The sequence below is a fragment of the Lactobacillus leichmannii genome, from assembly GCF_024701915.1.
GTDB lineage: Bacteria > Bacillota > Bacilli > Lactobacillales > Lactobacillaceae > Lactobacillus > Lactobacillus delbrueckii.
Window position 1 is genome coordinate 20,765 of record NZ_QOCY01000016.1, and the last position, 6,473, is coordinate 27,237.

The 6,473-nt window shown below is 49.8% G+C and carries 6 protein-coding genes; 3 read left to right on the forward strand and 3 right to left on the reverse strand.

The window, feature by feature from the left end:
* Nucleotides 1-75 precede the first annotated feature (75 nt).
* From DS743_RS00915 to DS743_RS00925, 3 genes are all read left to right on the forward strand, one after another.
* Nucleotides 76-2,004 (forward strand): alpha/beta hydrolase family protein, encoded by a 1,929-nt coding sequence (locus tag DS743_RS00915; RefSeq protein ID WP_035184338.1) that lies wholly within the window; start codon nucleotides 76-78, stop codon nucleotides 2,002-2,004.
* 48 nt (nucleotides 2,005-2,052) lie between these two features.
* Nucleotides 2,053-3,054 carry a D-2-hydroxyacid dehydrogenase gene (locus DS743_RS00920; RefSeq protein ID WP_003613508.1) on the forward strand — a complete coding sequence of 334 codons (1,002 nt, stop codon included), beginning with the start codon at nucleotides 2,053-2,055 and terminating at the stop codon, nucleotides 3,052-3,054.
* A 158-nt stretch (nucleotides 3,055-3,212) separates the two neighbouring features.
* Nucleotides 3,213-4,121, forward strand: a complete 909-nt coding sequence (locus tag DS743_RS00925) for an alpha/beta hydrolase (protein ID WP_035176567.1) — start codon at nucleotides 3,213-3,215, stop codon at nucleotides 4,119-4,121.
* A gap of 34 nt (nucleotides 4,122-4,155) precedes the next feature.
* Here the strand turns inward: DS743_RS00925 and DS743_RS00930 are convergent, their stop codons facing one another.
* From DS743_RS00930 to DS743_RS00940, 3 genes are read right to left on the reverse strand one after another with little or no spacing between them, the layout of a single operon-like run.
* Nucleotides 4,156-4,959 carry a Cof-type HAD-IIB family hydrolase gene (locus DS743_RS00930; RefSeq protein WP_035184334.1) on the reverse strand — a complete coding sequence of 268 codons (804 nt, stop codon included), beginning with the start codon at nucleotides 4,957-4,959 and terminating at the stop codon, nucleotides 4,156-4,158.
* Between the two features lie 34 nt (nucleotides 4,960-4,993).
* Entirely contained in the window at nucleotides 4,994-5,623 is a 630-nt protein-coding gene (gene nth / locus DS743_RS00935; RefSeq protein ID WP_002878412.1) for an endonuclease III, read from the reverse strand.
* 21 nt (nucleotides 5,624-5,644) lie between these two features.
* Entirely contained in the window at nucleotides 5,645-6,292 is a 648-nt protein-coding gene (locus DS743_RS00940; RefSeq protein ID WP_002878410.1) for a DnaD domain-containing protein, read from the reverse strand.
* Nucleotides 6,293-6,473 lie beyond the last annotated feature (181 nt).

The following is a 6,473-nucleotide window of genomic DNA, read 5'->3' on the forward strand; positions in this document are numbered from 1 at the left end:
CTAAAATATATGGCAATAGGATAAAAAACAAGAATATCTGTCAACAAGACTTACAGAAATAGAAAAGAGGAAATCATGGACGCAATTAAAATTGAGGACTTTTTGCACTATGCCAACCTGGGCAAGCTCAAGGCCAAGGGTCAGAACCTTGTCTGGGTCAAGGGCCTGCCAGATGCCAGCAAAAAAGACAAATACCTCTACACATTAGAGACCTTGCAAGACGGGCAAGTCAGTCCCCTTAGCTCCTTTGGCCAGGAAAGAGACTTCGTCTTTCTCGATGAAAACACGGTTTGCTTTGCCAGCAACCGGACCAAGGAAAAGGACAAGACCTTTATCTACCAGCTTTCCTTAAAGGGCGGTGAAGCAAGGGAAATCGCTGCTTTAGAAGGAGAAGATTTCGCGCTTGAAAATGTCTTAGCAGACGGCCGCCTGCTCCTCAGCCGGCGGGTTGACTTGCACGAAGCTGAGAAAAAGCAGGATCCGGATGAAAAAGACTATGTGGTCTTAGATGAGTTCCCGGCCTACTTCAATGGCGACGGCATTATTTCCAAGTTCCGCGACCGCCTCTTTCTTTTTGACCCCGACAAAAAGGAGTTGACCGAACTCTTAAAAGATGACCCATACTTCAACTTTGACTTCCACTATGTCGATGGCACTGACCTCTACTTCACCGGGGATTCTTACACTCAATCCAAGGCACGCAAGTCCGCCCTCTACAAGCTGGACTTAAACAGCCTGGAATATTCTCAGCTTTTGCCAAAAGAAGAGTGGTCAATTTTTGACATCTGCGTCTTAAAGGGCCAGCTCTACCTGGTGGCCACTGATGAAAAGCGCTATGGCTCGGAAGAAAATCCTCAGTTTTACAAGTATGACCCGGAATTCAAAACCCTTTCTTTGGCCACGGCTTGGGAAGACTGCTGGGGCAACTGCGTAGACACCGACCTTTGCCTGTTGGACGTGCGGACCAGCCGGGTCTTTGAGGACTGCCTCTACTTCACCACGACTAAGGTCGACCACACGGTATTGGAATGCTTTGACGGCGAAAAAGTTACTCCTGTCTTTGAATTTCCTTCCATCGAATTCTTTGACTTTACCAGTGACGGCACTTGCTGGTTTACTGGTCCAAATGCCAACGAGACCCAGCAACTTTACAGCTACAAGGACGGCCAGCTGACCAAGCACTCTAGCTATAACGAAGATGCCTTAAAGGGCCGCTATGTTGCTTCCGCCGTTCAAGTTGACTATCAAGACTATGCCGGCAATACCCAGCATGGCTGGGTTCTTTACCCGAAAGACTTTGCTGAAAAGCAAAAATATCCGGCCATCCTCGATGTCCACGGCGGGCCAAAGACAGTTTACGGGACCCCCTTTTTCCACGAGATGCAGGTCTGGGCAAGCCAGGGCTACTTTGTCTTCTTTGCCAACATCTACGGCTCTGACGGCCAGGGCAACGACTACGCCAACATGCGGGGGCACTGGGGCCGGGAAGACTACGAGGACTTGCTGAAGTTCACGGACGCTGTTTTGGCAAAAATCCCGCAAATTGACGCCGGCCGTCTGGGCATCACTGGCGGTTCATATGGCGGCTACATGACCAACTGGGTGATCGGCCATACTGACCGCTTCAAGGCTGCCGCCAGCCAGCGGTCCATGTCCAACTGGCTGAGCGATGCCTTTATGTCAGACGTGGGTCCTTGGGATGACCTTTACTCCATTGACGCAAATAACTTGGACGAGAAGCTGGACTATGCCTGGCAGCAGTCTCCTTTGAAATATGCCAAAAACGTGACCACGCCGACCTTGTTCATCCACTCTTTGGAAGACTACAGATGTCCTTTGCCGGAAGGAATGCAGATGTTCCGGGCCCTGCTCTACTACGGGGTGGAAAGCAGAATGTGCCTCTTTAAAGGCGAAAACCACGAGCTCTCCAGAAGCGGGCAGCCAAAACACCGGATCCGCCGCTTAAAAGAAATTACTGCCTGGTTTGACCAGCATTTGCGGTAAAATATAAGAGGCAAGAAAACAAAAGATTATGCAACAAAGGAGTTTTTTATGACTAAAATTGCCATGTATAATGTCAGCCCGATCGAAGTGCCTTACATTGAAGACTGGGCTAAGAAAAACGATGTCGAAATTAAGACGACCGACCAGGCCTTGACCAGCGCGACTGTAGATTTAGCTGAAGGGTGCAGCAGCGTTTCCCTTAAGCCACTTGGCCCGGTTGACGAAGAAGTTGTTTACCAAAAATTGAGCGAATACGGGGTCAAGTGCATCGGCCTCAGAATCGTTGGCTTCAACACCATTAACTTCGACTGGACCAAGAAGTACAACTTGCTGGTCACCAACGTTCCGGTCTACTCCCCGCGGGCGATCGCTGAAATGACGGTTACCCAGGCCATGTACCTCCTGCGCAAGATCGGGGAATTCCGCTACCGGATGGACCATGACCATGACTTTACCTGGCCAAGTAACTTGATCAGCAATGAAATCTACAACTTGACTGTCGGCTTGATCGGGGTCGGTCACATCGGCAGCGCCGTGGCAGAAATCTTCTCAGCCATGGGGGCCAAGGTCATCGCCTATGACGTGGCTTACAACCCGGAATTTGAACCATTTTTGACCTACACCGACTTTGACACGGTCTTGAAAGAAGCTGACATCGTCTCCCTCCACACTCCCCTCTTCCCATCAACGGAAAACATGATCGGGGAAAAGCAGCTGAAGAAAATGAAGAAGTCTGCCTACTTGATCAACTGTGCCCGGGGCGAATTAGTCGACACTGGAGCCTTGATCAAGGCCTTGCAGGATGGCGAAATCGCCGGTGCCGGCCTGGACACTTTGGCTGGGGAATCCAGCTACTTTGGCCACACTGGCCTGACGGACAGCGAAATCCCAGAAGACTACAAGACCCTGGCCAAGATGCCAAACGTTGTCATTACTCCGCACTCAGCCTTCTACACGGAAACTTCCATCCGCAACATGGTGCAGATCTGCTTGACTGACCAATTGACCATCGCCAAGGGCGGCCGGCCAAGAAGCATCGTTAACCTGTAATTTTTACTGAATTGATCAACGCGAAAACACCGGCAGTTTAATTTCTGCCGGTGTTTTTTGGTATATTGCAATTTTCTATTGAAAACGCTAACTTTTTTGCTGGAATAATCTTTTTTCTACCATACAATGGAATTAGCATGTGAAAAGGAGAAAAAATTATGGAAATTAAGAAATGGTCTTATCCGGATTTTCCGGAATACCAAACCGACTTGCCAGACGTAAAATGTATCGACAGTACCGGTGATGAAGTCAGAGTCCTCTACCACCCAAACGTTGAATACGCAGATTATGGCGGACAGAAACTGACCTTGCAGATCTTGGAGCCATCTACACGGAACCATCCGGATGACTTGACTTACCCGATCTTTGTTTACGTCCAAGGCTCAGCATGGATGAAGCAAAATGTTTACCGCGACCTGCCCCAGATGGCAAAAATCGCCGCTCTTGGCTATGTTGTTGCGGTTGTTGAATACCGGGGCAGCGACGTGGCTTCCTTCCCGAAGCCGATTCTTGATGCCCAAAACGCCGTACGCTTCATGAAGCTGCACGGGCCCGAATACCAGGGCGACCCAAAGCGGGTTATTTTAGCGGGCAATTCTTCTGGCGGTCACACTGCCGTTTACGCCAGCTTTTTCCCGGAAGGTGAAGACAATCTCTACCCAGATGTTAACGCCAAAGTAAGTGGCGTGGTCGACTTTTACGGCTCTGTCTCCGTCATGCGTGAAGACAGCAACCCAACAACTATCAACCACTTGCAGGCTGACAGTCCGGAAGGGATGGAAATGGGCCATGTTGACTTAAGAGAGAATTCTGACCTGCGCCGGAAACTGTCAGTTGAGTGCAATATCAGCAAGGATACCGACATTCCGCCAGTATTGATCATTCACGGCACGAAAGACCGGACGGTCAACACAATCGGCAGCACTGACCTTTATCTGAAATTAAAGGAGTGCGGCAAAGAAGCCTCCTACATCCTGATCAAGGGTGCTGACCACGGCGGCGGAGAATTCACCTCCCCAGCTGTTTTAAAGGAACTGGATGCTTTCATTAAACATGTTTTAGCCTAGTATATAAAAAAGACCGCCTTCTCCGGCGGTCTTTTTACATTCCCAAAACTTCTTTTTCAATCGTGTCCAGGACGCCATTCTCCGCAGCCGGCAGTTTTGTTACGAACTTGGCTGCTTCCTTGACCTCTTCGCGGGCATTTTTCATCGCGTAGGAATGGCCCGCGAATTTCAGCATTTCAATGTCGTTAAGGCCATCACCAAAAGCCATGATTTCCTTAGGCGAAAGATCATAGCGGCTTGCCAGCCATTTAAGCGAATTACCTTTTGACACTTCGGGCTGCAGAATGTCGATGCTGGCTACTCCCGAGTTAAAAATCTGCAGTTTTTCCGCGCAGACTGCCTTAAGCTTCTCCTCAGTTTCGTCCATGCGGCCAGTGCCTGGCACTATCACGATTTCTGTGAATTTGTCATCAGGCAAAGGCAGGAAGCTAGATACATTCTGATTATGCGAGAAATAAAAATTCGTTTTTTCGCGAAAAGCCGGATCAGCCTGTTCCAAGAAATAACAATAGTTGATCCCGCAGAGCATGGTCCGTTGTGCCAGGCCGTTTTCCGCAATTATTTGCATTATTTTTTGAACCATGGACCGGTCAATCTCGTCTGCTTTAATCAGCTGACCCTTTTCAAAAATCACCGAACCATTCAAGCCGCCAATCGTCATTTCATCCTTCATCGGGAATAAGTCCGCTACTTGCTGGTACTGGTCTCCCGAAATAGGCAAGACGCGGATGCCTTTTGCGCGCAGCAGGTCAAAATCGCGTGCCCAGCGCTCACGTTCATAAAATCCCTTCCGCGGCATGAAGCTTTCATCCATATCGAAGGCAATCAATTTTATCATGGCTATCTCCTGCAAAATTTTTGCTTTTCTCAGCTTAATCTAAATAACTGTAGGGATCCGGGTTCTTGGCCCGGGCAGGCATCTTGTAGCGGCCAAAGAAGATCATGGCATGGTGGGTATGGATCCACTCATCCTTTGGCAGCAGCTCCTCCAGCCGCTTTTCCACCTGCAAAGGCGTTGCCTTCTCCGGCACGATCTTGAACTTCTTGGCGATCCGGGACACGTGGGTGTCGACCGCGATTGCCGGAACTCCCCAGCCTTCAGCCAGAACGACATTGGCCGTCTTGTTGCCAACCCCGGCTAATTTGACCAGGTCTTCCTTCTTGCCCGGCACCTGGCCGCCATATTCAGCGACCAGGGTCTGGGCCATTTCCTTGAGGTGCTTGGCTTTAGAATGATAGAGGCCCAGGTGGGAAATATCTGCCTCGATCTCCTCCTGGCTGGCCGCCGCCATGGCTTCCGGGGTCGGAAAATCCGCGAAGAGCTGGGGGGTCACTTTGTTGACCATCTTGTCTGTCGTCTGCGCGCTGAGCAGGACCGCGCACAAAAGCTGGAAGCGGTTGTCCCAGTTCAGCTCCCCTTTTGCTTCCGGAAACATGGCGTCAATCTGCTTCAAAACATTTCTTGCTTCTTCATCACTCAAGAGCTTTTCGTCTTTTTCCATTAAAATCCTCCCAAAAATTTATTAACGGTTTCTCTCCAGATACTGATGGACCTCGCTGGCGGTCTTCAAATTCATTCTTTGCCAGTTCAGCAGGATCCGGTCAACATACTTGAAGCTCATCGCCCGGGACAAGACTGCTTCCCGCAGGGCCAACTTGATAATCTCCGGGGCGTAGTGGTCCAAATTCAGCCAGTCTTGGATTTCCTCCCGCTCAATCGGGGTCAGGTAGCGGCCAAATTCAATCTCAAACTCCCGGGCCAGGTCACTCATTGGATCGTTATTCAAGCTGTCTTTAGCTTCTTCTAGCACTTCCCCGTTCATGTCCTTGACCTGGACATGCTGGTCTAAATACTGGTCCAGCTTGTCATAGAGCTCATCCAGACTGTAGCAGCTGCTGATCTTCCCGCTGGCGTCCTTGGCCTGCCTAAGAGACAGGCAGCCCTTGTCCAGCAGGCTCTGGATCAAGAGGGTGACGTCACTGACGCTGAAGTTGGTATTGGCCGCGATTTTTTCATTGCTGGGGAAGTAATTTCCCCTTTGAAAGAAAGCTTCCAGCTGCAAGACCAGGGCCAGTTCCGCTTCAGTCAAGCCCAGGCGGGCATAGTAGGCAATCAGGCCATTGCTGATGCTGGTCACCCCCAGCTGCCGGTAAAAATTGTAACTTGCCATTTTCTCACGTTCTTTCACAAAAAATAAAAGAGTGAGTTAACTCACTCTTTTATTTTAGCTTTTATTCTTGTTAAAAAACAACTAATGCGCTTATGGCTGCATTCTGTTGATCATTCTTGGGAATGGGACAGCTTCACGAACGTGGTCCAGCTTGCAGATCCAGGCAATAACCCGTTCAAAG

Excerpts from the sequence above, each read along its gene's own strand:
- DS743_RS00915 (WP_035184338.1), top strand. The coding sequence starts at position 76 with ATGGACGCAATTAAAATTGAGGACTTTTTGCACTATGCCAACCTGGGC.
- DS743_RS00920 (WP_003613508.1), top strand. The coding sequence starts at position 2,053 with ATGACTAAAATTGCCATGTATAATGTCAGCCCGATCGAAGTGCCTTAC.
- DS743_RS00925 (WP_035176567.1), top strand. The coding sequence starts at position 3,213 with ATGGAAATTAAGAAATGGTCTTATCCGGATTTTCCGGAATACCAAACC.
- DS743_RS00930 (WP_035184334.1), bottom strand. The coding sequence starts at position 4,959 with ATGATAAAATTGATTGCCTTCGATATGGATGAAAGCTTCATGCCGCGG.
- nth (WP_002878412.1), bottom strand. The coding sequence starts at position 5,623 with ATGGAAAAAGACGAAAAGCTCTTGAGTGATGAAGAAGCAAGAAATGTT.
- DS743_RS00940 (WP_002878410.1), bottom strand. The coding sequence starts at position 6,292 with ATGGCAAGTTACAATTTTTACCGGCAGCTGGGGGTGACCAGCATCAGC.